The organism is Pseudomonas sp. IT-232MI5 (genome assembly GCF_949767845.1).
Lineage (GTDB): Bacteria > Pseudomonadota > Gammaproteobacteria > Pseudomonadales > Pseudomonadaceae > Aquipseudomonas.
The window spans coordinates 79,894-103,562 of the sequence record NZ_CATKQE010000055.1 but is presented as its reverse complement, the minus strand read 5'-3'; the positions used below and the strand labels follow the sequence as shown (position 1 = coordinate 103,562).

Below are 23,669 nucleotides of genomic sequence, written 5' to 3'. Positions count from 1 at the left end.
CGGCAGCTCCTACAGGTGTACGCCGATCTTATGTAGGAGCTGCCGAAGGCTGCGATCTTTTGACCTCGGCCCGTTTCTTACAGGAACCAAGCATGAGCCTACTGACACGCCTGCTGGCGCGCGGCACTGTCGTGCTCGCCAATTCGGCATCCAAGCTGCAATCGCTGCAAATGCGCCTCACCGCCGGTGAAGTGAACGACGACATGGAACATTTCGAACCCTACGGCTTCACCAGCCATCCGCTGGCCGGCGCCGAGGGCGTCGTCACCTTCATCGGCGGTGACCGATCCCATGCCATCGCCCTGGTCATCGCCGACCGCCGCTATCGCTTGCAAGCGCTGGCCGCTGGTGAAGTGGCGATCTACACCGACGAGGGCGACAAGATTCATTTCAAGCGCGGGCGGATCATCGATATCGAAACCGCCACGCTGAACATCCGCGCCAGCAGCGCGGTGAACTTCGATACGCCAGTGATCAATCAGACCGGCAAGATCGTCTCCAGCGGCGATCAGCTCGCCGGTGGCATCAGCCAGATCAACCACGTGCATGTCGGCGTACAGGCCGGCAACGGCCAGACCGGCGCGCCGGCAGGAGGCAAGTGATGCTGATCAGCCCAAACCTCCACGCCGCGCTGACCCGCGCCGTGCTCATCAGCCTGTTCACCTGGCGCCGCGCCGCCGATGACGACGCCCTCGACGACGACGAGCGTTTCGGCTGGTGGGGCGACACGTTTCCCACCGTTGCCGACGACCGCATCGGCTCGCGGCTGTGGCTGTTGCGCCGGGTCAAGCTGACCCGACAAACGCAGATGGACGCCGAGTTCTATGCCCGCGAAGCCTTGCAATGGCTGATCGACGACGGCCACTGCAGCGCCATCGACATCATCAGCGAACGCCTCGACGCCCAGCGCCTGAACCTGCGCACGGTCCTGACCCTGGCTGACGGCGAACGTCTGGACATCAACCCCGATAACAGTTGGCAGGTGATCTATGCCGTTTGAAACCCCTTCGCTGCCGGTGCTGATCAAGCGCACCCAAAGCGACCTGGCCGGCGATTCGCTGCGCCAGTCCGATGCGCAAGTGCTGGCCCGTACCCTCGGTGGCGCGGCTTATGGTTTGTACGGTTATCTCGACTGGATTGCCGAGCAGATCCTGCCGGACAAGGCCGATGAATCGACCCTGGAGCGCATCGCCGCACTGCGTCTGAATCAACCGCGCAAACCCGCGCAAGTCGCCAGCGGCAGCGTCAGTTTTACCGCCACTGCCGGAGCAGTGCTGGACGTCGACACGTTGCTGCAATCGAACGACGGTCGCACCTACAAAGTCACCGCCGCGCGCACCACGGTCAATGGCAGCAACACCACTACCATCGCCGCGCTGGATGCCGGCAGCCTCGGTAATGCCGACGCCGGTCTGGCGCTGACACCGGTGCAGCCAATTACCGGTGTGGTCGGCACCAGTTTTGTCGTGCTGGCGCCGGGGCTCAGCGGCGGCGTGGCACGGGAAAGTCTGGAGTCGCTGCGCTCGCGGGTGATTCGTTCCTACCGCGTCATTCCCCATGGCGGCTCGGCCAGTGATTACGAGACCTGGGCGCTGGAAGTGCCGGGCGTAACGCGCGCCTGGTGTCGTGGTGGCTTGCTCGGGCCAGGCACGGTGACGGTGTTCATCATGCGTGATGAAGACCCGCAACCGGTGCCCAACGATGAGCAATTGGCGGAGGTTCAGGCGTACATCGAACCGCTGCGTCCGGTGACTGCGGAAGTGCACGTACAGCGGCCGATTCAAGTGCCGGTGGTGTATCGCTTCAAGAGCGTCAATCCGGACACCACCGCTGTGCGCGCCGCCGTTGAAGCGCAGTTGCGCGACCTGCACAACCGCGAGGCCGACCTGGGTGTGCCGCTGCTGATCAGCCATATCCGCGAAGCCATCAGCAGCGCCGGTGGTGAGTACGATCACACCCTGACCGCGCCGGCCGTTGACGTGCCTGCCGGGCAAAGCGAACTGCTCACCTTCGGAGGTTGCGTATGGGGGGCATAAGAACCGCCGCGCAATATCAGGCGCAACTGCGCGCCTTGCTGCCCAGTGGCCCGGCGTGGGACCCGGAGCGTGTACCGGAACTCGAAGAAGTGCTGCAAGGCGTCGCCGTCGAACTGGCCCGCCTCGATGCCCGCGCCGCTGACCTGCTCAACGAGATGGACCCGGCCGGCGTCAGCGAACTGGTGCCGGACTGGGAGCGGGTGATGAACCTGCCCGATCCGTGCCTGGGCGCCACGCCGCTGTTCGACGACCGCCGCCTCGCCGTACGCCGGCGCTTGCTCGCGGTCGGCAGCCAGGCTGTCGGTTACTACCTCGACATCGCCAAAAGCCAGGGCTACCCCAACGCGACCATCACCGAACTCGAAGCCCCACGCATGGGCCGCTCGCGTTTTGGCTCGGCGCATTGGGGCACGTGGGAAGCGCAGTTCATGTGGACGCTCAACACCGGCGGCCGCTTGCTGCTCGGCCGGCGTTACGGCGCGAGCTACTGGGGCGAGCGTTTTGGCGTCAACCCGGGCTCGGCGCTGGAATGCCTGATCCACCGCAGCGCCCCGGCGCATACCAAGGTGCACATCAATTATGACTAGGGAGGCATGAGCCATGGATTATCCGAACAGTGTTCCCAGCGCCGGCTTGGTGAACGGGAAGTTTGTCGATGAGAACCCGATGACCGGAACCCCGGGGTCGCTGATTCCGGCGGACTGGGGGAATGGAGTTACGCAGGAAATTCTCAATGTGATCAATGCGGCCGGGCTGACGCCGGACGAGAAGAAATACGATCAGCTGTTGCAGGCGATTCAATCGGTGACGGCCAAGGGCTGGAATCAGGATCTGGCGTTGCCACTGGTGGCGTTGCCGCTACCAACGGTAGCCACTGCCGATGGCCGGCTGACGGTCAGCCCGGCAGCTGCCGCTACCAGCGGTGGCAAGGTTTCGATCGCGGCGGGTACGTTTATCAGCCTGGGGCAGGAAGTGGTGAATGGCCAGTTGGGCCGCTCGCGCACTTTTGTGACATCGGCCTGGAGCAGCGTGGATCTGTTGCCCAGCAGCCATTACTTTCTGCGCGCGCAAGTTTCCGGTGGTGCGCTGACGTTCTACGTGCAGCGTGGCAACATTCATGACGTGACGCCCGAGTCGTTGAAAGGAACGGTAAACGGTGCCGCCGGTGGTGGGTTCCAGTCAACGGCACTGGACATGTGCCTGGCCTGGGTCGTGACCGGCGCACCGGGTTCGGTGCCGACGGTGCGAACGATTTACAACCGTGCCCGCTTGACCTGGACCCAGACCGTCAACGGGACCGGCGCGATTTTCCTGCCGCTGGATCCGCACGCACGTTCTGCCCGATTGGTTGCCGGCAATCCAACGCCGTCCTCGACGGCAGTGACGTCGGTCGCCTTTCCGTCAACGGGATGGGCGGGCGGTAACTATTGCTTCCTTTCGCCCATTATTGCGGGAAGTTCCAACAACCCCGGGGGCTGGAACCCGGCAACGGTTTCCCCTTGTGTGTTGTTTACCAACAACATCGTTAACGACGTGACGGTTTCAACGCTGGCCGCCAGTTTCGACCATGCCAATCTGCGCTCGTTGTGGCAGTGCTATCAGGCAGAACACAACCTTGGTCAGTCGAACGCCGACAGTGATGAGCTGTTACTCAGCATGGGCATCAAGAGCCACCCTGTCACCGACTACAGCGTCGGGATTGCGATCAACTTTGCAGATGCCGTGAACGTCCAACTGTCGTGGGAGCTTATTCGATGATCGTGATTCAGGAACTTCATCAGTTCGACGGCGAAATGCGCCTTCCTCAACCTTCTGCCGCCCATGACTGGGACGGTGAGAAGTGGGTCGTGAACGGCGATAAGCAGGCTGTGCTGAACGAGCAGGAAACTGAACGTCTGTGTACCAAAGTCGACGCCACCGCCGACAACATCCGCACCGCGCTGGCCGGCGACCCCCTCAAAGCCTTGGAGTACGCCCAAGCCGCCGCTGACGCGCAGGCTTATCAGGACGCCGGTTACCCGAAAAAGGAAGTGCCGCTGTCAGTCGCCGCGTGGGTTGTCAAAGGGCGCACGGCCAAACAGGCCGCCGAGCAGATTCTGAGCAAGGCCGATCAACTGACCGACCATCTGCTGGCGCTGCGTACGCTGCGCCTGAAAGCCAAAGCGCAAATTCGCGCACAGGCCGCCAAGGGCAACATGGATCTGGCGCGCAGCGCGGGTGAGGAAGCTTTGGTCGCCATTCGCGAGCTGGCCAGCGGCCTTTCCAACTAAGCCGAAAAGCCTCCGTTCAGCGTCACCCAAGCCCACTTCAATGTGGGCTTTTTATTTTCAGAAAACAGACCCTCGCAGGCACGCAGAAAACGCCGTGTCGACGCTGGTCATTTGTCATTTCAAAGGAACGAATAACCTATGGATTATCCAAAAAGCGTCCCCAGCGTCGGCTTGGTTGATGGCCGCTTCGTTGATGAAAACCCAGTGGCGGGTACGCCGGGATCGTTGATTCCGGCGGTGTGGGGCAACAGTGTCACTCAGGAAATTCTGAGTGTGATCAGCGGCGGTGGGTTGGTGGCCTCCGAGGCGGATACCAGCCAGCTATTCAAGGCGATTCAGTCGATTGTCAGTAATGCCAGTCCGATGCGCTCGGTGATTACCCGGCTTGCAGCTTCCAAGTCACTGACTGAGCAGGAACTCGGACTTGTTTTGATCGATGGCAGTCCCGCCCCCGTGACCCTGACTTTACCTCCGGCGGATGTTTCTCTGGGTGTACGCGATGTGATTCTTCGTCGTGTCGACAACAGCGGCAATCGCCTCGTTGTTCAAGCATCCGGCACCGACAGGATTCGCTTTCACACCTACTTGTCGGCCAGCGGTTATCCGTTTCTGGTGTTGATGGGGGGAGGTGACTGGTGGCATCTGCGCAGTGACGGAGCCGGGAGCTGGTGGCCGATAGGACGCTTCGACAATACCGCCTTGGGACGCCCGTTTTTGGAGACCACCACAACGCTTAACCCGGGAGGTTATGGCGTTCCCAACGGTGATCTGTTCAAGCGCGCCGAATGGCCGTGGCTGTGGGATTTTGCTCAGGCGTCCGGGGCACTGACGACCGAAGCGGCCCGAGCGGGCAGAGAAGGTGGCTGGACCAGTGGCGATGGCGCTTCGAACTTTCGAATTCCCGAGATTCGGGGTGAGTTTTTGCGGGTGCTGAGTGAGAGCAGAAGCGTTGATGCTGGACGTGTAATAGGCAGTCTGCAAATGCACGCCTTGCAAAGCCACAACCATTATCTGCCGACGGGAACCGGGGCGACATTCAAGCCTGCTCCAGCGATTCCGGATACCGCCTGGGACGTTACCACCAACGTCAATTTTTTACCGACTTCAGCAACGGTGGCAACGACCTATCCCAACCCAGCATTCGACAATGATGCCTACATCGGCAATATCGGCAATTTCGCTGGCGAAACCCGACCGCGAAACATCGCCTATCCCGCGCGAATCAAATTTATCTGAGGTGCACATGTTCAATTATTTGATAGATGACAGCGGTGCATTGACCGGGCCTGTCGAGTTTCCGCTGGTGCCCGGGATCGGTCTGCAACTGCCAAGCAATGCTGTGACGCTGAGCATCGAACTCTCCCCTGCGCCTGAGGGGTTTGCCTGGGCCTATAACAAAGGTTCGTTGCAACAGCAGATCGATTGTCGTGGGGATGTCTATCGCACTGACACAGGCATTCGGGAAACCTGGAACGCGCTTGGCGAATTGCCGGAGGGCTTCACCCGGTTGCCTTTTCCGGGTGGCTTTCACGTCTGGTTGGGCAACGCCTGGCAGGTCGATGAGGCCGCGCAACTGGCGGATCGCAAACGCATCGTCCTCGTTCAACGCGACGCGTTGCTTCGCGATGCGGTGCTGCGCATCGCGCCCCTGCAATACGCCGAAGACATCGGCGATGCCAGCCATGACGAACAACTGCTGCTGATCGAATGGAAGCTCTACAGCGTCGAGCTGAACCGCATCGAAAAACAGGCCGGTTTCCCCGATGAAATTACCTGGCCGGTCGCACCCGGCACATCCTTAGCCAACTGAATTCAGCACAGGGAGCAGTGCAATGGATTATCCAAAAAGTATTCCCGGGGTCGGGCTGGTCAACGGCGGCTTCGTCGATGAAAACCCGCTCGCCGGAACACCGGGATCGTTGATTCCCGCTGCGTGGGGCAACAGCGTCACGCAAGAAATTCTCAACGCGATCAAGGCTGCCGGATTAACGCCGGATGAAGCCAGAACCGATCAATTAGCCAGCGCAATCGGCGCACTGGTCGACTTCAACAAACTGAAAAATACCCCAACCACGTTGGCCGGCTATGGCATCACCGATGCGGTGGGACGGTTGTTGGCAGTCAGGCAGTTCGAAGCGGTCGGGATCACGGTTTACAAGCCTAACCCCAAGGCCAAACGTATTCGTGTTCGACTGGTGGGGGGCGGTGGATCTGGCGGCGGTTGTGCACCTGTCGCCTCCGGGAACCTACGTCTCGGTGGCGGCGGCGGATCGGGGGCCTATGCGGAGAGTCTGTATGACGTGACGCCCCAGATGCTTGCCGGCGTACCCGTTTCTTTGGGGGCCGGTGGAGCTGCCAGCGCTTCGATGGGCCTGGCAGGTGGTGGGGCTTCCTTCGGCTCTTACATGAGCGTTACAGGAGGCGGCGGTGCACAGATCCTGACCATCGATACGACAACCTCTTCCTCGGGGTACGTTCAGGGTGGCACTGGAGGTCAAGACGCCGTGGGCGGCAACCTTGCCAATGCTCGGGGGCACACCGGTGGCTACGCAATGTTCAACGGTAATTGGGGAATGCTCTCCGGAGGCGGAGCGGCGAGTCCGTTTGACGGTGGCGGCCCGTACAGGGGCGTAAACAATCCGGGTTTCGCAGGCGTCCGAGGCTCGGGTGGCAGTGGTTCTTGTTCGACCAGTGCGTCCGCCTCTGTCCTTAGCGGTGTTGGCGGTAACGCTTTCTGTGAAATCTGGGAGTACGAGTAATGGCCGTTTATGCACGGATCGAAAACGGCGTAGTCGTCGAACGAATCGACACGGGTGACTACGCAATCAGCCAACTGTTTGCACCGTCCTTTGTCGAGTCGATGGTGCGAGTGCCGGATGATCAGGCGGTCGAGATCGGCGCACCGATCAGTGAGATGCCGACAGCTGCCGACCCACTGCCCGCGCAGGAAAGTCCGGTGATCCTCCAGGCGTCGGTTGTTGCAGATCAAGCGCCTTCGACAGCCGAACGTAGCTGGCGTCAGGCATCCCTTTCTGCGACTGAATGGCTGGTCACTCGCCATCGCGATGAGCAGGAACTGGGGCGCGGAACCTTGCTCAAGGCTGCGCAATACCTGGAACTGCTCGAGTACCGACAAGCGCTGCGCGACTGGCCTGATTCCAGCCATTTCCCGGAAGTGGTTTTCCGTCCGGCTGCACCCGAGTGGATGGTCGGCGTTTCTGCCTGAGACGTTTTGTTGATGCTTTGAAAATATGGAGAAGATTGATGGACTACCCAAAAAATATTCCCAGCGCCGGCCTGGTGAATGGCAGGTTTGTTGATGAAAACCCTCTCACTGGAATGCCGGGTTCGTTGATTCCGGCAAGTTGGGGAAATGCCGTTACGCAGGAAATTCTGGAAGTCATCAAAGGCTCAGGAGCGGCCGCTGATGAAAGTGATAACACTCAACTAAAAGCGGCCATTGATACGCTTATAGCGAGGAAGCAAAGCGAGAGTCTTGCCAGTCAGGACGAAGCCGAATCCGGCACCAGCACTACACGGTTGATGACGCCGTCAAGAGTCTTTCAAGCCATTGCGAAAAAAGTGCAACAGGCCACAGAGTCCCTCGTAGGAACCGCAAAAATCGCCTCTCAGGCAGAGGTCAACGCCGGTGTCAGTGACACATCTATTGTGACCCCTAAAAAGCTCAGACTCGGGTTCATGGTTAGGTTAGGGGCATCAGGTTATGTTGTTTTTCCTTCGTGGATGGGTGGCGTCATTATCCAATGGATCAGTGGCAGTGCCAGCCAGGCAGGCAATAGTAATTATGGCGATGTAAACCCATGGCCATTGATGTTTCCCAACGCATTATTTCTCGCAGTCGCTACCCATGAGGGTACTTCATCGGCAACTTTACTGGTCTGGAACAACGCGACGATCAGTCGGCTGGCGGGCATCAATGTTCGCTGTCCTGATTATCCGACAGGCTCCATTGCTGCTCGCGTAATCGGTATAGGGTACTGAATATGTATTATTTCTCTCCGCAAACTTCTGGCTTTTATCATTCAGATCTACACGGTGCGAACATCCCTGCTGACGCGTTTGCGTTGAGCGAGGGCGAGTATTGCGCGCTGGTCTCTAATGCTCCCGCAGGGACAGTTCTTTCACTGAACGCTAAAGGGCGTCCAGAGCGGGTGGTATTGGCTGGACAAACCACCGATGTCACAGAAAAGTTCTGGCGCGACAAGGTTCTGGATCGTACTCAATGGCTGGTCCTTCGCGATGCCGAAGAACTGGAAATGGGCGAGGGCACAACCTTGCGTACCGAGGAGTTCAAAGAGCTCCTCGCCTACCGGCAGGCGCTGCGCGACTGGCCCAATCATCCGGACTTCCCCGATGCCCGTTCGCGCCCGGTCGAACCTGACTGGCTTGACGGTTTGCGACAGGTCAATGGCTGAGGAATCGACATGGATTATCCAAAAAGCGTTCCCAGCGTCGGGCTGGTGAATGGCAAATTCGTCAATGAAGACGTCGTCGCGGGATTGCCCGGATCGTTGATCCCTGCGACCTGGGGCAACAGCGTTACCGATGAATTGTTGAACGTCGTCAAATCAGCCGGCCTTGAGCCGAGCGAAGCCGACGCAACCCAGTTGTTGCAAGCGATGAAAAAGCTCAGTCAGGCAGGTGAAGACAAACATGCCACTGACATCGGCGCGGCCAATCTCTACATGGCCAATTATGTGCCTGCCGTCACCGCACTGAAGGACGGATTGGCGCTGCGCTTTACTGCCGGTAATGCCAATACCGGGGCGAGTACGTTTGCACCGAACGGGTTGATGCCCCGGCCGCTATTGAGCCTTGGGCTGAGTGCGTTGCGGCCAGCGGAGATTGTCGGCAGCAGTGTGTGTTCGGTGGTGTATAGCGCGGCGCTGGACAGTTGGGTGCTGGTGTATGCGAGCGGTGGTAGTGCTGCGAGCGGCCGGTTGTTGGGGGTAAAGACGTTTACCGTATCCGGCAACTATGTGCCGTCAGTGGGAATGAAGAACGTATTGGTCACCATCGTCGGCGGAGGTGGTGGCAGCTCGGGAATCGGTGCGACGAACTCTACCCAGGTTTCCCTTACAGGCGGTGGCGCTTCCGGTAGCTACGCACAAGCCTGGTTATCATCTGCCGCGATCGGGCAGAGCCAAATCATTACGGTTGGGGCGGGCGGCGCGGCGGGTGCTGTTGGCGTAGGCGGGGGAAGTGGTGGAACAAGTTCGCTTGGCTCACTGGCTTCGGCCACCGGTGGTGGAGGTTCTCCCTGGAGTTCCCCGCTCACGCTTCCTGGATTCGGCTTGTATGTGGGTGGTTTTCCCAGCCAAGCCTCAACTGGAGGCAACATTATCAATTCGGCGGGTGCGGCCGGTAACCCAGGGATGTGCCTCACCGGATCAACACTTGCCGGGCATGGCGCAAACTCGCCTCTTGGCAGTGGTGGTTATGCGAGCAGTGTCGCATTGAGTGTGGCTGCGCCCGGTTCAGGTTATGGCTCAGGCGCGGGCGGGATTGCTAACGCCACCAACCAGCCGGGCAGACCGGGTGCAGCAGGCGCCCCCGGTGTTGTGATCATCTACGAGTACGCCTGATGAAAACCTACGCACGCATCTTCAACAGCACCGTGGTCGAGCTGTTCTCCACCGATGGCAATATGGCCGAGATGTTTCATCCGGATCTGCTCTGGGTCGACATCACTGAAATCACTCCGGTACCGCAAATCGACTGGACCGCCCACTTCGGTACCCTCGGTTGGGTGTTCGACGTGCCCGAAGAACTTGCACCGGACAGCACGCTGAAAACTCTGGCAAAAAAATGGCTGACGGGCATTGGCCGCCAACCATGATTCAATCGGGGGCAATATCCAGGGAGGATCAAGCATTATGCAAATAACTGAAAGCAACCTTATCGACATCATGCCGAACGCCCGCTCCCAAGCGGGCGTTTTTGTTTCTGCACTCAACAGCGCGATGGCGCGCCGTCATATCGACTCGCCCAAACGCGTCGCGGCGTTCCTCGCGCAGGTCGGGCACGAGTCCGGGCAACTGCGCTATGTGCGGGAACTTGGCAACAACCAATACCTGAGCAAATACGACACCGGCACTTTGGCTTTACGTCTGGGCAATACTCCGGAGGCCGATGGCGACGGGCAGAAGTATCGTGGTCGCGGACTGATCCAGATCACTGGTCGCAGCAACTATCGCCAGTGCAGCGTTGGCCTGTTCGGTGATGAACGTCTGTTGTCCCTGCCCGAACTGCTCGAACAGCCACAATGGGCTGCCGAGTCCGCGGCATGGTTCTGGGAGCAGAACGGCTTGAATGAACTGGCCGATCGCGATCAGTTCAACACCATCACCCGGCGAATCAACGGCGGGTTGAACGGCTTGCAGGATCGCCTGGAAATCTGGGCGCGGGCGAGGGCAGTGCTATGCCAATCCCCTGGCGAGTGATCGGCATCTTATTGCTGGCCGCTGGTGCTTTTGCTGCGGCCTGGCAGTTTCAGGGGGGGCGCTACGAACGGCAATTGGCCGAGCAGGCCCGGTTAAACGCCGAAACCCTCAATCAACTGACGCAGACCGCCGCCGCCGCGCAGCAGGCTGAGCAGGATAAACGCCTGGCGCTGGAGCAACGGCTCGCGGCCAGTGAACAAACCCATTACCGAGCGCTGAGCGATGCCCAACGTGATCAGGATCGCCTGCGCGATCGTCTTGCCACTGCTGATGTGCGCCTGTCAGTCCTTCTCGACGCCAGCGACGTTGCCCCAGGCTGCAACGTGCCAGCCACCGCCGGCGCCGGCAACGTGGATCATGCAACCGTACGCGCCCGACTTGACCCGGCGCATGCTCAACGAATTATCGCCATCACCGACACCGGCGACCGTGGACTGATCGCCTTGCAGGCGTGTCAGGCGTATGTCAGAGCGCTCGCGCCCGAACATTTTGAATGAGTCTGTGTATTGAAAGCGCAACCGGCTCGTGTACGGTGGAGGCATTCCACACGATCCGGAGCACGCCGTGAAAGAGATCACTCAACTGGCTGCCGACCTTGGCCGACGTCTGCAACTGCTCAATGCCCACGTCACCACCGCTGAGTCCTGTACCGGTGGCGGGATCGCCGAAGCCATCACGCGGATCCCGGGCAGTTCGGCGTGGTTCGAGGCGGGCTATGTCACGTATTCCAATCGACAGAAAACCCAGCAATTGAATGTGTCGGGTGAATTGTTCGAGTCGGTGGGTGCGGTCAGTCGCGAGGTGGTTGAGGCGATGGTGCGTGGTGCCCAGGACAAAAGTCTGGCGCGATTTGCCGTAGCCGTCAGTGGTGTGGCCGGGCCGGACGGTGGTTCACCGAACAAACCGGTGGGCACTGTGTGGCTGGCCTGGGGTGTTGGCGAAACGGTCACCAGTGAGGTTCAGCACTTCCCCGGTAACCGCGATGAAGTCCGCCGACAAACGGTGAAGGCCGCGCTAGAGGGGCTCCTGCGACTAGCGGCACGAGAAATCGAAAATCAGGGGTAGGCGATCCGCGAACGCTGTGGAATAATACTGGCTACTTATACAGGTGTTGGCCGTCAGGCCTTATTGATTACGTGAGGACTTTAATGGACGACAACAAGAAGAAAGCCTTGGCTGCGGCCCTGGGTCAGATCGAACGTCAATTCGGCAAGGGTGCCGTGATGCGTATGGGCGATCAAGACCGTCAGGCGATCCCGGCTATCTCGACTGGCTCTCTGGGTCTGGACATCGCGCTCGGCATTGGCGGCCTGCCAAAAGGCCGTATCGTTGAAATCTACGGTCCTGAATCCTCCGGTAAAACCACACTGACCTTGTCCGTGATCGCCCAGGCTCAAAAAGCCGGCGCGACCTGCGCATTCGTCGACGCCGAACACGCCCTCGACCCTGAGTACGCCGGCAAGCTGGGCGTCAACGTCGACGACCTGCTGGTGTCGCAGCCGGACACCGGCGAACAGGCGCTGGAAATCACCGACATGCTGGTGCGCTCCAACGCTGTTGACGTGATCATCGTCGACTCCGTGGCTGCACTGGTACCGAAGGCCGAAATCGAAGGTGAAATGGGTGACATGCACGTGGGCCTGCAAGCCCGTCTGATGTCCCAGGCGCTGCGTAAAATCACCGGTAACATCAAGAACGCCAACTGCCTGGTGATCTTCATCAACCAGATTCGTATGAAGATCGGCGTGATGTTCGGTAGCCCGGAAACCACCACCGGTGGTAACGCGCTGAAGTTCTATGCTTCGGTTCGTCTCGACATCCGCCGTACCGGCGCGGTGAAGGAAGGCGACGAAGTGGTCGGCAGCGAAACCCGCGTCAAGGTTGTGAAGAACAAGGTGGCTTCGCCGTTCCGTCAGGCCGAGTTCCAGATTCTTTACGGCAAAGGCATCTACCTCAACGGCGAGATGATCGACTTGGGCGTGCTCCACGGTTTCGTCGAGAAGTCCGGCGCCTGGTACGCCTACGAAGGCACCAAGATCGGTCAGGGCAAGGCCAACTCGGCCAAGTTCCTGGCAGACAACCCGGAAATCGCCGCGAAGCTCGAGAAGCAACTGCGTGACAAACTGCTGACGCCTGCAGTGATCGATTCCAAGGCTTCTGCAGTCAAAGAGACTGAAGACGACCTGGCCGACGCTGATATCTGATTGCAGCGATGACCACCGCCGTACTCGATACCCTCGTCGCTGTGCGGCGAACCGCCATGGACCTGCTCGCACGCCGCGAGCACGGTCGAGTCGAGCTGACGCGCAAACTGCGTCAGCGCGGCGCTGAAGCGGAGATGATCGAAACAGCCCTCGACCGTTTGACGGAAGAGGGGCTGCTTTCCGAAGCCCGTTACCTTGAAAGCTTTGTTTCCTACCGCGCCCGCTCCGGCTATGGCCCTCTGCGGATTCGTGAGGAACTGAGCCAGCGCGGTTTGCAGCGCGCCGATATCGAACTCGCCCTGCGCGAAAGCGGTATCAGCTGGCAGGAGCAACTTCAGGAAACCTGGCGCCGGAAGTTCTCCGGGCATTTACCGATTGATGCGAAAGAACGGGCCAAGCAAGGCCGGTTTCTGGCGTATCGGGGGTTCTCGATGGAGATGATCAACCGCTTGTTCAGCGGTCGCGGCATGGACGATTAAACCGCTTCAATAAAAACGGCCCGCTATGAAAATAGCGGGCCGTTTTTTTTTGCCTTCAAATTGCCTTTGACGGCTCGCGGCTGCGTTGCGCTGTTTGCGGTTTTGAATCGGCCCAGTTTTCCGGCAGATTGATGTAATCGATCAACTCCCTCAGACGCCCGTGCGTTCGGGCATTGAAAGCGAAGGCCAGTCGTGCCAGATGGCTGAACTGTGCTTCATCGTGTTCCTCGCCGGCGTAGGCGTGTTGATGAAACTGATCACTCAGGCACAAATCGGCGAACGCTTCCTGCATGTGCGCCAGCGCCTGATCGCTGAGCTTGTGATTCATACGAATCACGAATTGGCGCTTGAGCCAGCGGCTGGAGTGGAAGTTACTGTAGAACTGGTTGATCTGTTCCACCGCTTCCTCAACGGTGTAAACCAGACGCATCAGTCTCATATCGGTCGGCAGGATGTAATGGTTTTCCTCCAGTTGCTGGCGAATGAAGTCCATCGCGCCTTGCCAGAATGTGCCGCCCGGCGCATCCAGCAGCACCACCGGCACCAATGGACTTTTCCCGGTCTGGATCAATGTCAGCACTTCCAGCGCTTCATCCAGCGTGCCGAAACCGCCCGGGCACAAGACCAGCGCGTCGGCTTCTTTGACGAAAAACAGTTTGCGCGTGAAGAAGAAGTGAAACGGCAACAGATTGCCGGTGCCGTCCACCGTAGGATTGGCATGCTGCTCGAAGGGCAGGGTGATGTTGAAGCCGAGACTGTGATCGCGGCCGGCACCTTCATGCGCGGCAGCCATGATGCCGCCCCCGGCGCCAGTGATGACCATCATCCCCGAGCGGGTCAACGCCGCGCCGAGTTCACGGGCCATCGCATACAGCGGATGCTCGACCGGCGTGCGCGCCGAACCGAATACCGTGACTTTGCGTCGGCCTTTGAACTGCTCCAGGACCCGAAACGCCTGCTCCAGTTCGCGCAGGGCTTGCAAGGTAATCTTGGCATTCCAGCGGTTATGGTCTTCCTGGGCCATGCGCAGCACGGTCAGGATCATGTCGCGGTAGATGGGGATATTCGGGCTGTTGGGTGAAACACGGTTGAGTTGTTCTTCGACCTTACTGATGAGGTCGGGACCGCTTTCCTGAAAATGACGGCTCAAGAGGTCATTCGGTTGGTAAGGCATTCAACGTCTCCTTCTGCACAGAGCGGATGGCCCTGACGAGCGGCGTCAGTGCCGCGCTGCAAAAAACACACGATCGGCAGTTCCTTGTCTGCCGTTGAAAAATGATCGGGAATACTCTGAATCTAGACCCTTGCGCGCATTTGCGCTGACTTGATCATTGCGCCGTAAAGTTTTGGCTGGCAATCGTTTGTTGATTTTCCGCGCGTTGCTTCACCGCTCGTCCGAACGTGCACCGAATGGCAAACCCTCTGATTAACTAACGTACAGGCGCCTTACGACAGCTTTAGGTCAATAACCGTACGCAAGGTGCACGCGATTCAAGGATTTGCGGGTGGCAAGGAGGCGGGACACATGGCCAGAGTGATTCTGGAGATCGATACGCAGTTGTATCGGATGTTGAAGGCATCAGCCGAGACCAATCAACTCAGTCTCGAAGAGGAGTGCTGCCGGCGGTTGGCGGGTGGCGAGCGTCGTTCGCACTATTTACAGGCTTTGCTGGCTGAACTGCGCGCCGAGGATGAACAGCGGCGCGCCAATTCGCGATAGTTACTTCTTCTTCGCCGGGGCGGCTTTCGGGCAATCCGATTCCTGATAGCTGGCGGAGCCGATCGCTTTGTTGGTTTTCACTTCCGTGAAGTCGTAACGCATGATCGCGCCCTTGGCCATCAGCTTGCGGTACGACGGGTTGTTGCATACCGAGGCGCCCAACTGGAAATACACGGCTTTAGGGTCAGCGCGCATTTTGTCGGCGTGGCTCTTCTGTACGCTCAGGTGGTTGATCAACTGAGTGCCTTCAACGGTGTAGCCCTGATCAAGAATGTCTTCATTGATTGCCCGAGGCGTGCCGACGCTGCTCTGGGCGGCGACGTTGCGCAGCTCTCGGTTCAGATTCTGCTCACTCAGGGATGCAGCCTGAGCGGTGAAGGACGACGCCAGCAGAATGGCAGCGGTAGGAACGATAAGGCGCAGCATGAAACTCTCCTGATTCAGTGACTGGTGGTTCGACCAGCCCTGTGGCTGTGCGTTCAGTGGCGCCGGATTATAGGGGAGCCGGTCGGGACGGTACAGGTTTGCACTCGCCGCTCTGGTAAACTGCCGGCCTTTATAGCCTTGCCGAGTGCTGTGCGTGTCGAGTTTTCCTGCCGTAAGGCGTTGCCCGTGACCCATCATGCCCCCAACGCCGTAGCCCGCTTGCGCGATCAGCGCGAGGACGAGGGCATCAAGCCGATTCAGGCCCGTGGCTTTCGCTCCGAGCGTTGCCGCGACTGCCGGGTGATCATCAGCCATTGTTTGTGCGCCTGGCGTCCGAGTGTCGAAACCCGATCGGGCGTGTGCCTGATCATGACCGGCAAGGAAGTGTTCAAACCGAGCAACACCGGTTGGCTGATAGCCGACGTGGTGCGCGATAACCATGCGTTTATCTGGTCGCGTACCGAGCCTGATCCGCAGATGCTGGCGCTGCTCAATGATCCGCAATGGCAACCGTATCTGGTGTTTCCCGGCGAATACGTGGAGCCGTCGCGAGTGACCAATACTGTCGCGATCGATAGCAGCAAGCGCCCGTTGTTCATTCTGCTGGATGCGACCTGGACCGAAGCGCGGAAGATTTTCCGCAAGAGCCCGTATTTTGATCGCTTGCCGATTCTCAGTCTGCTGCCCGACAAACTCTCGCGTTACCGCTTGCGCCGTTCGACCCGCAGTGAGCACCTGTGCACCGCCGAAGTCGCGGCATTGTGCCTGGAACTGGCTGGTGACAGCGACGCCGCCTCTGCGCTGGACGCCTATTTTGACGTGTTCAGCCAGCATTATCTGGGCGCCAAACAGCAACTGGACATGAATGAGTCAACGCCGGCTCACGCCGAGTTGTTGCCCTATATACGAAAGCCGCAGCCGGAGTTGGCCCAATAGTGGCCCATACTGTACAAGCCAGCGGCCGTGCTGCTTGACCACCCCGTCTTCGCTGGGCATGCTTGGCGCCGATTGGGGTGCGGCCAAGGTTTGAAACGCCGTGTTTGCTGTTGATTGGCGTTGAACGTGCCCCTGTAGATACCGCTTTCAAGCGGCATCTTGAGTTGCTTTGGCCAGACCGGAATGCACCGGGTCTGCCATCAAAAACAGGATCATTTGAAAAATGGCCACATACGACATCCTGATTGCCGATGACCACCCTCTGTTTCGTAGCGCCCTGCATCAAGCGGTGACGCTGGGCCTTGGCCCGGACGTCCGGCTGGTAGAAGTGGCGAGCATCGCCGAGCTGGAATCTCGCCTGACCGAAAAGGCTGACTGGGATCTGGTCCTGCTGGACCTGAACATGCCCGGCGCTTTCGGGTTTTCCGGTTTGGTCATGCTGCGCGGGCAGTACCCGCAGATTCCGGTGGTGATGGTTTCGGCGCAGGAAGAAGCTTCGGTGATGGTCAAATCCCGTGAGTTCGGCGCCAGTGGTTTTATCCCCAAGTCCAGCGACCTCAGCGTGATTCAGGAGGCCGTGCGCAAAGTGCTCGATGGCGATGTTTTCTGGCCGCCGCAGGCGTTCGAGGCAGTCGCCGTTTCCGATGAAGCCAAAGCCGCCAGCGATGGTCTCGCCAGCCTGACCCCGCAGCAGTTCCGCGTCTTGACCATGGTCTGCGAAGGCCTGCTGAACAAGCAGATTGCCTATGAGCTGAGTGTGTCGGAAGCGACCATCAAGGCCCACGTCACGGCGATCTTTCGCAAGCTGAATGTGCGCACTCGTACGCAAGCGGCTTTACTGCTGCAACAACTTGAGTCAATTCCGAGCCAATAAAGGCTGGCGTCTTCACGCTTTTTTGACTTTTGTTGCTCTAGCTTTCCCACTCCTTTTTGGTTGGTTTCTACTTTATGTCACCTTTCAAGGGCCAGACCGGCCTGAAACGCATCCTCAACGCCTCCGGTTACTCGCTGGACGGCCTGCGCGCAGCCTTCACCGGTGAAGCAGCCTTTCGCCAATTGGTACTGCTCAATGTGGTGCTGATTCCGCTGACGTTCTTCCTCAATGTCAGCCGCGTTGAGCAGGCACTGTTGATTGCCGTGTGCCTGCTGGCGCTGATCGTCGAGTTGCTGAATTCGGCTGTGGAAGCGGCCATCGACCGCATTTCGCTGGAGCTGCACCCGCTGTCGAAGAACGCCAAGGACATGGGCAGCGCCGCACAATTCGTGGCACTGAGCATGATTGCGCTGGTGTGGGCAGTGATTCTGCTTTAAGCGATTGTCGGCAAAACGATCTCGTCGCTGCGCTGCACCCCGGCGGTGAAAGCGCGGCACAGCTCGAGAAATTCGCGCATGGCCGAAGTCTGGTATTTCTGCTTGTGCCAGATGAAGTAAAACTGTCGGGCCAGATCCAGGTCCGGCGTCTCCACCGGCACCAAGCTGCCGCGTCGGAACGCGTCACGCAGCGCCAGCCGCGAGATGCAGCCAATCCCCAGTCCTGATTCCACCGCGCGTTTGATCGCTTCGGTGTGTTCCAGCTCCAGACGAATATTCAGCGCACTGCGATGGTGACGCATGGCCTGATCGAAGGTCAGCCGCGTGCCGGAACCCTGTTCGCGCAGAATCCATGCCTCGTGCGTCAGCTCCTCCATGGTCGCCGTACCGCGTTGGGCCAGTGGATGCTGCGGCGCGCAGAACACCACCAGCTCATCTTCAACCCAGCTCTGCACTTCGATATCCGGGTGGCTGCAATCGCCTTCGATTAGACCCAGATCAATTTCGTAATGGGCGACTTGCTGCACGATATTGGCAGTGTTCTGCACGTGCAGCTTCACCTGACTTTCCGGGTGGCGTTGCATGAAACTGCCGATCAGCAGCGTCGCCAGGTAATTGCCGATGGTCAGCGTTGCGCCCACCGACAGCGAGCCGAAACCGGATTTGCCGTTGAGCAGGTCTTCGATTTCCTTGGCCTGATCGAGCAGCGCCACCGCTTGTGGCAACAGCTGTTTGCCGAGGGCGTTGAGGCTCAGCCGTTTGCCGGCGCGGTCGAACAGCTGGCAGCTGGATTGGCGCTCGAGCTCGGTGATCGAGGTGCTCGCGGCCGACTGCGAGAGGTTGAGCAGACCCGCAGCACGGGATACGCTTTCCTGCTGGGCGACGGCGACGAAGACTTGCAGTTGACGGAGAGTAAATCGCATATCGATATAACCGATAACCCTTATCTTAATAATCCAGTTAACAGATATTGTCGTCGCTATTAGAATGCGATGCAATTGCGCACCGTCGCCTTCAAAAGCCAGCGCAGACCCAATCTCCAGGAGTCAAACGTACATGAGCAACATGAACCACGAGCGTGTCCTCAGTGTTCATCACTGGAACGACACTCTGTTCAGCTTCAAGTGCACCCGCGATCCGGGTCTGCGCTTCGAGAACGGTCAGTTCGTGATGATCGGCCTGCAACAGCCCAACGGCCGCCCGCTTATGCGCGCTTACTCGATCGCCAGTCCGAACTGGGAAGAGCATCTGGAGTTCTTCAGCATCAAGGTGCAGGACGGCCCGCTGACTTCGCAACTGCAGCACTTGAAGGAAGGCGACGAGATCATCATCTCGAAGAAGCCTACCGGCACCCTGGTGCTGGACGACCTGAACCCGGGCAAGCACCTGTATCTGCTGAGCACCGGCACTGGCCTGGCGCCGTTCATGAGCGTCATTCAGGACCCGGAAACCTACGAGCGCTTTGAAAAAGTGATCCTGGTCCACGGCGTGCGTTACGTCAACGAAGTCGCCTACCGCGAATTCATCACCGAGCACCTGCCACAGAACGAGTTCTTCGGCGAAGCGCTGCGTGACAAGCTGATCTACTACCCGACCGTGACCCGCGAGCCTTTCGAGAATCAGGGCCGTCTGACCGACCTGATGCGCAGCGGCAAGCTGTTCAGCGACATCGGCCTGCCTCCGATCAACCCGCAGGACGACCGCGCGATGATCTGCGGCAGCCCGAGCATGCTCGACGAGACCAGCGAAGTGCTCGACAGCTTCGGCCTGAAGATCTCGGCGCGGATGCGCGAGCCGGGTGATTACCTGATCGAGCGTGCGTTCGTCGAGAAGTAAGCCCCACTGAAAAAGCCCCCATTGCCTTTGCAGGCAATGGGGGCTTTTTTATGCCCGAACATTTCCCTGTAGGAGCTGCCGCAGGCTGCGATCTTTTGATCTTGCTTTTGAAGAGCAAAATCAAAAGATCGCAGCCTGCGGCAGCTCCTACATTGGGCGCGGTTTCAGACCATGGCGGGAATGACTTCCAGCACGCGGATCTGCTCCGGTGTCGGGTAATGCCAGCGCACGTCCAGATCCCAGAACTGTGCGCCATATTCACGCTCAGGCACCGGGGTTTGATAGGCCGGGCGCGGATCCTGCGCCAGGCACTGTTCAATCAGCTCAACCAAGGGTTCGCCAAGGCGCTGAGCGTGTGTGTGCGCCTGTTTCAGTGCTGAGTCCGTCCACTGCACGTCAATCAGCTGCGGTGCTGCACTGGCGATGCTGTTGGAAGCTTCGGGAATGATGTCGGCGTAAGGCACGTAGGGTTTGATGTCGAGAATCGGCGTGCCGTCGAGCAAGTCGATCCCGGAGATGAACAGCCGATGGGCTTCGACCTTGTCCAGTTTCACCACTGACTGACCGATGCCGTTCGGCCGGTGAGTCGCGCGGGTGGCGAACACGCCCATGGACTTGTTGCCGCCCAAGCGTGGAGGGCGGACTTTCAGGCGCGGTTTGTCTTCCAGTGCCTGATGAAACAGGAACAACAGCCACACATGGCTGACCTGTTCCAGACCTTGCACGGCGTCACCCTGATCGAACGGCGCCACCAGTTCCAGCACGCCACGGGCGGCGGGGGCCAGTTGTGGCTGGCGCGGGATGGCGAATTTCTCCTTGAAGCAGGAGCGCACGAAGCCGATGGGGGAGACGCTGTAAGTCATGGTTTGCATTCGAAGCGGGGCAGGGTGGGCATGATAACCCGGCGAGCTTCAAGTCTGGTGGTGGCCGGGCTGACGCCATCGCTGGCAAGCCAGCTCCCACAGGGTTCTCGAGTGGCTACATAATCCAAGTACACCACAAAAACCTGTGGGAGCTGGCTTGCCAGCGAAGGCCGCACCGCCGATCTCAGAGACTGAACCCGCCATCCAGCGGAATAATATTCCCGGTCATATAAGCCCCAGCCGTACTCGCCAGACTGATCGCCAGCGCCGCCATCTCTTCCTCCCGCCCCCAACGCTTCATCGGAATCAAAGCCGTATCCTCAGCCAGCGCCTTCTCATCATTACCAATATGCTGAGTCATCTTGCTCGGAAACCGCCCCGGTGCGATCACATTGACGTTGATGTGCTGGCTCACCAGCTCCCGCGCCAGAATCCGCGACAATTGATGCAGGGCGGCTTTACTCGGCCCGTAGGCATACGCCTGCTCACCAAACGAAGAAATCCCCGCCACCGAACCAATGTTGATAATCCGCGCCGGATTCGCCGCTGAGCCAGCTTTGCGCAACAGCGGCAGGAATTGCTGGATGCAACTGAACACCGACGTCACGTTGAGCTGCATGACCTTCTCCCAGCCCTTGACCGGATAGCTCTCCAGCGGCGCGCCCCAAGTAGTGCCGGCGTTGTTCACCAGAATATCCAGATGCGTGATCTGCTCACCCAGGCGCGCGGCCAGCTCCTGTACGCCTTCTTCCGTCGCCAGATTCGCGGCGATGCCATGACATTTGCCCAGGACACTGAGTTCTTCAGCCGTTTGATGGCAGGCTTCGGCATCGCGCGAGCAGACATAGACCCGGGCACCAGCCTCGACAAAGGCCTTGGCGATCATCTTGCCGATACCACGGGTGCCGCCGGTCACCAGAGCGGTGCGGCCTTGCAGGGAGAAATACGGGTGCATGGCGAGTCCTGAGGATTAGGGATCAGTACACCCTAGTCGTCAGCCGCACGAAGCGGAGCCATTATTTCTGGAGGGAATGAACAATCATGCGTTGCGGCGGCGACCATCAGTCGCCACCGCAGAAGGGGATCAGGCCGGGCGAACGCGCAGGGTCAGACCCTTGAGGAAGTTGCGCAGCAACTGGTCGCCGCACGGGCGATAGTTGGTGTGACCAACCTTGCGGAACAGTGCGCTCAGCTCAGGCTTGGACACCGGGAACTCGGCAGCCTTGAGAATCGCGTGCATGTCGTCTTCTTTCAATTCGAAGGCCACGCGCAGTTTTTTCAGAATGATGTTGTTGGTCACCGGCACTTCGATCGGCTGCGGCGGACGGCTTTCGTCCTTGCCACGCTTGAAGATCACCAGACCGTCGAGGAAGTGCGCGATGACTTCGTCCGGGCAGCGCACGAAACCTTCTTCGTCTTCTTCTTTCTTGTCGAGCCAGGTCACCACGTCGGCGAGCGCGACTTCCATGCCGCCGAGTTTGATGATCTCGACAACCTTCTTGTCGCTGATGTCGAGCATGTAGCGCACGCTGCGCAATACGTCGTTATGAATCATGTGAGTCATCCTGATAAGCGTTGTGGGCAGCACGCGGGCGCGCTACCGGAATGTGTGGCGGCAGTGGAAGTCTTAGAACTTCTCTTTGCCGGACAGGTAGCGCCATTGGCCGACCGGGACTTTGCCGATCGAGACACCGCCGATACGGATGCGGCGGATGCCGATGACCTTCAGGCCGACCGCTTCGCAGAACTGGGCGATGATGCCGGGCTGCGGATTTTTCATGGCGAAACGCAGACGGTTTTCGTTCTGCCAGCTGGCCTTGACCGGCGGCAGCTCCTTGCCCTTGTGGGTCAGGCCGTGCTGCAAACGGTTGAGGCCGTGAGCGACCATGTCACCTTCGACCTCGACCACGTATTCCTGCTCGATCTTCGCGGCGTCGGCGGTGAGCTTGCGGAGGATTTTCCAGTCCTGAGTGAACACCAGCAGGCCGCTGGCCTTGGCTTGCAGGTCGGCGCTGGCGGTCAGGCGCAGGAAGTGCCCGCGCAACGGGCGCTTGCTGAATCGGTGTTCTTCGCTGAGGGTTTCGGCGCTCAGCGATTGCATGGCGGTTTCAACGTCCATGCCGGCAGGGGCGTTGAGCAGGATGGTCACCGGCTCCGGCGCAGTGGCCTTGGCGTCCTTGTCGAGCTCGACCTTCTGGTCGCCGACCTTGAATTGCGGCTCGTCAATCACTTCGCCGTCCACGGTGACCCAGCCGCCCTCAATGAACAGCTCGGCCTCCCGGCGGGAGCAACCGACCAGTTCGATGAGGCGTTTGGAGAGGCGAATCGGGTCAGTCATGACAGGGCCGTAACAAAAAAGGGGTGGGCATTGTACCTGTGTGGCGCCGGTTAAGTCCGGTTCCATTTTCACGGTGTCCGTATTCCCTGTGGGAGCTGGCTTGCCAGCGATGGCATCACCTCGGTGCATCTGTCAGACCGAGGCGTCTGCATCGCTGGCAAGCCAGCTCCCACAGGGGGCCATGGTGTGTCAGCCGTTACTGGAGCGCTGCTGGTTCTGACGCAACCGCATATGCAGCAACGGATACGGCTGGCCCATGCCATCCACCTCCGAGCGGCCGATCACTTCAAAACCCTGCTTGAAGTAGAAGCCCAATGCCTGTGGGTTCTGTTCGTTGACGTCGAGTTCATCAGCATTCAGGTGCTGCATCGCGTAGTTGAGCAGTTTCTTGCCCAAGCCCTGACCGCGATGATCGGGGTCGATGAACAGCATTTCGATCTTGCCCGCCGCAACACCGGCAAACCCGGTGATGCGCTGATTGGCGTCTTTGGTGCAGATCAGCATCACCGCATCCAGATAACGGGTGAGCACCAGGTTGCGCAGCAGCTCGATATAGCTGTCCGGGAGAAAATCATGGGTCGCGCGGACCGAGGCCTCCCAGACCTGGGTCAGTTCCTGGTAATCGCTGAGTTTCGGTGTGTGGATGACCGAATGGTGACGCATGCCCGTCTGCCTCTTGTCCGTTTCAAGGGAGTCCGTCCCCCGCTAAACGATAGCCGTAAAAAAGCCCCGCATCTCGTAAAAAGAGCGGGGCTTTCCGTATTTATTGCGGTGTCTGGCTGGCTA

32 protein-coding genes are annotated in these 23,669 nt (G+C 59.4%); 24 read left to right on the top strand and 8 right to left on the bottom strand.

Annotated features, from left to right (window positions below):
- The first annotated feature begins 92 nt into the window (after positions 1-92).
- From ACM6JQ_RS21400 to recX, 19 genes are all read left to right on the top strand, one after another.
- Entirely contained in the window at positions 93-602 is a 510-nt protein-coding gene (locus ACM6JQ_RS21400; protein WP_007908773.1) for a phage baseplate assembly protein V, read from the top strand.
- Entirely contained in the window at positions 602-1,000 is a 399-nt protein-coding gene (locus ACM6JQ_RS21395; RefSeq protein ID WP_007908772.1) for a phage GP46 family protein, read from the top strand. The genes ACM6JQ_RS21400 and ACM6JQ_RS21395 overlap by 1 nt, the downstream gene beginning before the upstream one ends.
- The gene (locus ACM6JQ_RS21390; protein ID WP_123374611.1) at positions 990-2,036 is read left to right on the top strand and encodes a baseplate J/gp47 family protein; all 1,047 of its coding nucleotides are present in this window, start codon (positions 990-992) and stop codon (positions 2,034-2,036) included. The genes ACM6JQ_RS21395 and ACM6JQ_RS21390 overlap by 11 nt, the downstream gene beginning before the upstream one ends.
- Entirely contained in the window at positions 2,024-2,623 is a 600-nt protein-coding gene (locus tag ACM6JQ_RS21385) for a YmfQ family protein (RefSeq protein ID WP_095112473.1), read from the top strand. The genes ACM6JQ_RS21390 and ACM6JQ_RS21385 overlap by 13 nt, the downstream gene beginning before the upstream one ends.
- A gap of 13 nt (positions 2,624-2,636) precedes the next feature.
- Positions 2,637-3,794, top strand: a complete 1,158-nt coding sequence (locus ACM6JQ_RS21380) for a phage tail protein (RefSeq protein ID WP_095112472.1) — start codon at positions 2,637-2,639, stop codon at positions 3,792-3,794.
- Positions 3,791-4,306, top strand: coding sequence for a phage tail protein (locus ACM6JQ_RS21375; protein ID WP_095112471.1), 516 nt, complete (start codon positions 3,791-3,793; stop codon positions 4,304-4,306). Before ACM6JQ_RS21380 ends, ACM6JQ_RS21375 begins: the two co-directional genes overlap by 4 nt.
- A 138-nt stretch (positions 4,307-4,444) precedes the next feature.
- Complete coding sequence (locus tag ACM6JQ_RS21370) at positions 4,445-5,542, top strand: hypothetical protein (RefSeq protein WP_007908764.1); 1,098 nt, start codon at positions 4,445-4,447, stop codon at positions 5,540-5,542.
- Positions 5,543-5,549: 7 nt separating this feature from the next.
- A complete protein-coding gene (locus ACM6JQ_RS21365; RefSeq protein WP_095112469.1) occupies positions 5,550-6,116 on the top strand; it encodes a tail fiber assembly protein in 567 nt (188 codons plus the stop codon).
- A 22-nt stretch (positions 6,117-6,138) separates the two neighbouring features.
- The gene (locus ACM6JQ_RS21360; protein ID WP_414894644.1) at positions 6,139-7,065 is read left to right on the top strand and encodes a hypothetical protein; all 927 of its coding nucleotides are present in this window, start codon (positions 6,139-6,141) and stop codon (positions 7,063-7,065) included.
- A complete protein-coding gene (locus tag ACM6JQ_RS21355; RefSeq protein ID WP_095112467.1) occupies positions 7,065-7,532 on the top strand; it encodes a phage tail assembly chaperone in 468 nt (155 codons plus the stop codon). Before ACM6JQ_RS21360 ends, ACM6JQ_RS21355 begins: the two co-directional genes overlap by 1 nt.
- A gap of 38 nt (positions 7,533-7,570) precedes the next feature.
- The gene (locus tag ACM6JQ_RS21350; RefSeq protein WP_095112466.1) at positions 7,571-8,308 is read left to right on the top strand and encodes a hypothetical protein; all 738 of its coding nucleotides are present in this window, start codon (positions 7,571-7,573) and stop codon (positions 8,306-8,308) included.
- A gap of 2 nt (positions 8,309-8,310) precedes the next feature.
- Complete coding sequence (locus tag ACM6JQ_RS21345) at positions 8,311-8,742, top strand: phage tail assembly chaperone (RefSeq protein WP_414894643.1); 432 nt, start codon at positions 8,311-8,313, stop codon at positions 8,740-8,742.
- A 9-nt stretch (positions 8,743-8,751) separates the two neighbouring features.
- A complete protein-coding gene (locus tag ACM6JQ_RS21340) occupies positions 8,752-9,912 on the top strand; it encodes a hypothetical protein (protein ID WP_414894642.1) in 1,161 nt (386 codons plus the stop codon).
- Complete coding sequence (locus ACM6JQ_RS21335; protein WP_007908751.1) at positions 9,912-10,166, top strand: hypothetical protein; 255 nt, start codon at positions 9,912-9,914, stop codon at positions 10,164-10,166. The genes ACM6JQ_RS21340 and ACM6JQ_RS21335 overlap by 1 nt, the downstream gene beginning before the upstream one ends.
- 37 nt (positions 10,167-10,203) lie before the next feature.
- Positions 10,204-10,770, top strand: coding sequence for a glycoside hydrolase family 19 protein (locus tag ACM6JQ_RS21330; protein ID WP_007908750.1), 567 nt, complete (start codon positions 10,204-10,206; stop codon positions 10,768-10,770).
- Positions 10,749-11,267 (top strand): lysis system i-spanin subunit Rz, encoded by a 519-nt coding sequence (locus tag ACM6JQ_RS21325; protein WP_414894641.1) that lies wholly within the window; start codon positions 10,749-10,751, stop codon positions 11,265-11,267. The genes ACM6JQ_RS21330 and ACM6JQ_RS21325 overlap by 22 nt, the downstream gene beginning before the upstream one ends.
- A gap of 67 nt (positions 11,268-11,334) precedes the next feature.
- Entirely contained in the window at positions 11,335-11,835 is a 501-nt protein-coding gene (locus ACM6JQ_RS21320) for a CinA family protein (protein ID WP_414894640.1), read from the top strand.
- A gap of 83 nt (positions 11,836-11,918) precedes the next feature.
- Positions 11,919-12,974, top strand: a complete 1,056-nt coding sequence (gene recA / locus ACM6JQ_RS21315) for a recombinase RecA (protein WP_007908746.1) — start codon at positions 11,919-11,921, stop codon at positions 12,972-12,974.
- 8 nt (positions 12,975-12,982) lie between these two features.
- Complete coding sequence (gene recX / locus ACM6JQ_RS21310) at positions 12,983-13,453, top strand: recombination regulator RecX (RefSeq protein ID WP_095112456.1); 471 nt, start codon at positions 12,983-12,985, stop codon at positions 13,451-13,453.
- Between the two features lie 55 nt (positions 13,454-13,508).
- On the opposite strand, the gene ACM6JQ_RS21305 is transcribed toward recX, so the two are convergent.
- Positions 13,509-14,627 (bottom strand): TIGR00730 family Rossman fold protein, encoded by a 1,119-nt coding sequence (locus ACM6JQ_RS21305; protein ID WP_123374624.1) that lies wholly within the window; start codon positions 14,625-14,627, stop codon positions 13,509-13,511.
- A 351-nt stretch (positions 14,628-14,978) separates the two neighbouring features.
- Here ACM6JQ_RS21305 and ACM6JQ_RS21300 point away from each other — a divergent pair, with 351 nt between their 5' ends.
- Positions 14,979-15,173: a hypothetical protein gene (locus ACM6JQ_RS21300; RefSeq protein ID WP_007908740.1), complete on the top strand. Its 195-nt coding sequence runs from the start codon at positions 14,979-14,981 to the stop codon at positions 15,171-15,173.
- Here the strand turns inward: ACM6JQ_RS21300 and ACM6JQ_RS21295 are convergent, their stop codons facing one another.
- Positions 15,174-15,599 (bottom strand): PA3611 family quorum-sensing-regulated virulence factor, encoded by a 426-nt coding sequence (locus ACM6JQ_RS21295; RefSeq protein ID WP_007908738.1) that lies wholly within the window; start codon positions 15,597-15,599, stop codon positions 15,174-15,176.
- A gap of 186 nt (positions 15,600-15,785) precedes the next feature.
- Between ACM6JQ_RS21295 and ACM6JQ_RS21290 the strand changes: the two genes are divergently transcribed.
- The 3 genes from ACM6JQ_RS21290 to ACM6JQ_RS21280 all read left to right on the top strand — a co-directional run bounded on the left by ACM6JQ_RS21290 (position 15,786) and on the right by ACM6JQ_RS21280 (position 17,846).
- Entirely contained in the window at positions 15,786-16,535 is a 750-nt protein-coding gene (locus ACM6JQ_RS21290) for a tRNA-uridine aminocarboxypropyltransferase (protein ID WP_007908736.1), read from the top strand.
- A gap of 223 nt (positions 16,536-16,758) precedes the next feature.
- A complete protein-coding gene (gene erdR / locus ACM6JQ_RS21285; RefSeq protein WP_007908734.1) occupies positions 16,759-17,409 on the top strand; it encodes a response regulator transcription factor ErdR in 651 nt (216 codons plus the stop codon).
- Positions 17,410-17,483: 74 nt separating this feature from the next.
- Positions 17,484-17,846, top strand: coding sequence for a diacylglycerol kinase (locus ACM6JQ_RS21280; RefSeq protein WP_003222276.1), 363 nt, complete (start codon positions 17,484-17,486; stop codon positions 17,844-17,846).
- On the opposite strand, the gene ACM6JQ_RS21275 is transcribed toward ACM6JQ_RS21280, so the two are convergent.
- Positions 17,843-18,769 (bottom strand): LysR family transcriptional regulator, encoded by a 927-nt coding sequence (locus ACM6JQ_RS21275; protein WP_007908725.1) that lies wholly within the window; start codon positions 18,767-18,769, stop codon positions 17,843-17,845. The two genes, ACM6JQ_RS21280 and ACM6JQ_RS21275, sit on opposite strands and share 4 nt — an antisense overlap.
- Before the next feature lie 133 nt (positions 18,770-18,902).
- Between ACM6JQ_RS21275 and fpr the strand changes: the two genes are divergently transcribed.
- On the top strand, positions 18,903-19,682 hold the full coding sequence (gene fpr / locus ACM6JQ_RS21270) for a ferredoxin-NADP reductase (RefSeq protein ID WP_007908723.1): 780 nt from the start codon (positions 18,903-18,905) through the stop codon (positions 19,680-19,682).
- Positions 19,683-19,846: 164 nt separating this feature from the next.
- On the opposite strand, the gene tsaA is transcribed toward fpr, so the two are convergent.
- The 5 genes from tsaA to ACM6JQ_RS21245 all read right to left on the bottom strand — a co-directional run bounded on the left by tsaA (position 19,847) and on the right by ACM6JQ_RS21245 (position 23,546).
- A complete protein-coding gene (gene tsaA / locus ACM6JQ_RS21265) occupies positions 19,847-20,554 on the bottom strand; it encodes a tRNA (N6-threonylcarbamoyladenosine(37)-N6)-methyltransferase TrmO (protein ID WP_095112453.1) in 708 nt (235 codons plus the stop codon).
- A gap of 175 nt (positions 20,555-20,729) precedes the next feature.
- Positions 20,730-21,500 (bottom strand): SDR family oxidoreductase, encoded by a 771-nt coding sequence (locus ACM6JQ_RS21260; RefSeq protein WP_123374626.1) that lies wholly within the window; start codon positions 21,498-21,500, stop codon positions 20,730-20,732.
- A gap of 129 nt (positions 21,501-21,629) precedes the next feature.
- Complete coding sequence (locus tag ACM6JQ_RS21255; protein WP_007908719.1) at positions 21,630-22,100, bottom strand: DUF1456 family protein; 471 nt, start codon at positions 22,098-22,100, stop codon at positions 21,630-21,632.
- A 72-nt stretch (positions 22,101-22,172) separates the two neighbouring features.
- Entirely contained in the window at positions 22,173-22,883 is a 711-nt protein-coding gene (locus tag ACM6JQ_RS21250) for an rRNA pseudouridine synthase (RefSeq protein WP_042704893.1), read from the bottom strand.
- 189 nt (positions 22,884-23,072) lie between these two features.
- The gene (locus ACM6JQ_RS21245; protein WP_007908717.1) at positions 23,073-23,546 is read right to left on the bottom strand and encodes a GNAT family N-acetyltransferase; all 474 of its coding nucleotides are present in this window, start codon (positions 23,544-23,546) and stop codon (positions 23,073-23,075) included.
- Positions 23,547-23,669: the final 123 nt, after the last annotated feature.